This is a genomic window from Pseudovibrio sp. POLY-S9 (assembly GCF_001431305.1).
Classification (GTDB): domain Bacteria; phylum Pseudomonadota; class Alphaproteobacteria; order Rhizobiales; family Stappiaceae; genus Pseudovibrio.
Genome location: NZ_LCWX01000069.1, coordinates 1 through 1288, shown reverse-complemented (window position 1 = coordinate 1288; position 1288 = coordinate 1). Strand labels below are relative to the sequence as shown.

Sequence of the window (1288 nt, the reverse complement as noted above, 5' to 3'; positions counted from 1 at the left end):
AGTGGTGCTGGCATGCTGTGATCCTCCCGAACAGAGTGAATCACAAATCGAAGTTTTGGGGAATCTCATAGATTCAAACTTTGATCGAAACGCTTTAATATTGATCAGATCGGCTCATTTCTTCCGTCACAAAAACGGGGGAGAGCGCTGTCAAGGATCGACCCTGAGGCGGGGTATCGTCCACTGGAATGCACTTGCATGGAAGGATGGGGAGGCCTCAGGGCCGGGGAGCGGTAGCTCCCTTGTCCTTGACAGCGATCGGGGGCGCAGTCTCATTTTTTTTGAGAAGGGCTTACTCATCGAGGTTTGCCTTGCTGAGCGGGCCAAAAACAGACTTTTGAAGGTGCAGATCTCCGGCCTTGGCTTTTGCCAGACAGCCGCGCACAAAGCCGCCATAGGAATTGATGGTGGTGGCTGGGTCGGTGCTGCGGCGCTCAGCAATCACGATCAGCGTTGCGGCCGCGCTGCTCCCAAGTTTGCAGCTCGCCTCCTGCCATGCTGGTTTTGAGATCCCAAGATATCCTGCAGCCAGTGTTGCGGCCTGGATGACAGCCTCCCAATCGGCCCCGCCGCTCTTTGAGGTATTACGGATCATGTCGCGCAGCATGGGGCTGGCACAGGCTAAAACCTGTTTGAGCGTGATGTGCTCGATGCCGGACCTCAAAAGCACGGCCTGTGCTGAAGGCGGTTCCAGACCGGGCAGGGGAGGCGAACTGGATCTGTCCTCATGTGCTATCGGGTGTTGACGTGCTGGAGCCGCTCTTTCACGCTCAACTTTTTCAAGAGCCCTTTCCGCGGTAGCGGTCAAAGCAATCTTAAAGTCATTGCCGGCAGGCAATGTCCGCTCACTACTTCTTTCGTTAGAAAGTGTTTGTTTTGTATAGTTTGTATTTATGTGTCGGAACTGGATTTCCGACCTGTCGGAAGTTTTCTTCCGACCAAAGGTGTTTTGAGGATCGCAATCCGCTGCTGGATCGTCCTCGATCTGATCAGTGGAAGAAGCCTCACGCACCTCATGAAACGCTGCAATCAGCTGCAGCAAGTGCTGGCTCCATTGCAACAACTGAGTGATGGTCAAGCGTGCCTCGATGCGGCGCGGCAATGACAGCAACAGCTTTTGCGCATCCCCTGCAGCTGGATGGCCTGGATGCAAGGTCAGCTGCTGTCTTAAGACCTTTTTGTGAAGCTGAAGCGTTGTCTTTTGCTGTTTCCAGACAAGGGCACGCTGCTCCAGTTCTTGCGCCATGCGGTGCAGCCGCTTGTAACTTGCGGCCAGAGGGGCAAGATT

At 54.5% G+C, this 1288-nt stretch carries 1 protein-coding gene; it reads right to left on the bottom strand.

Translation table 11 applies throughout. The features are described from left to right. Positions 1–292: 292 nt before the first annotated feature. Positions 293–1288 (bottom strand): replication initiation protein RepC (gene repC / locus PPL9_RS04635; RefSeq protein ID WP_057461552.1); only part of this gene is annotated, 996 nt, incomplete at its 5' end.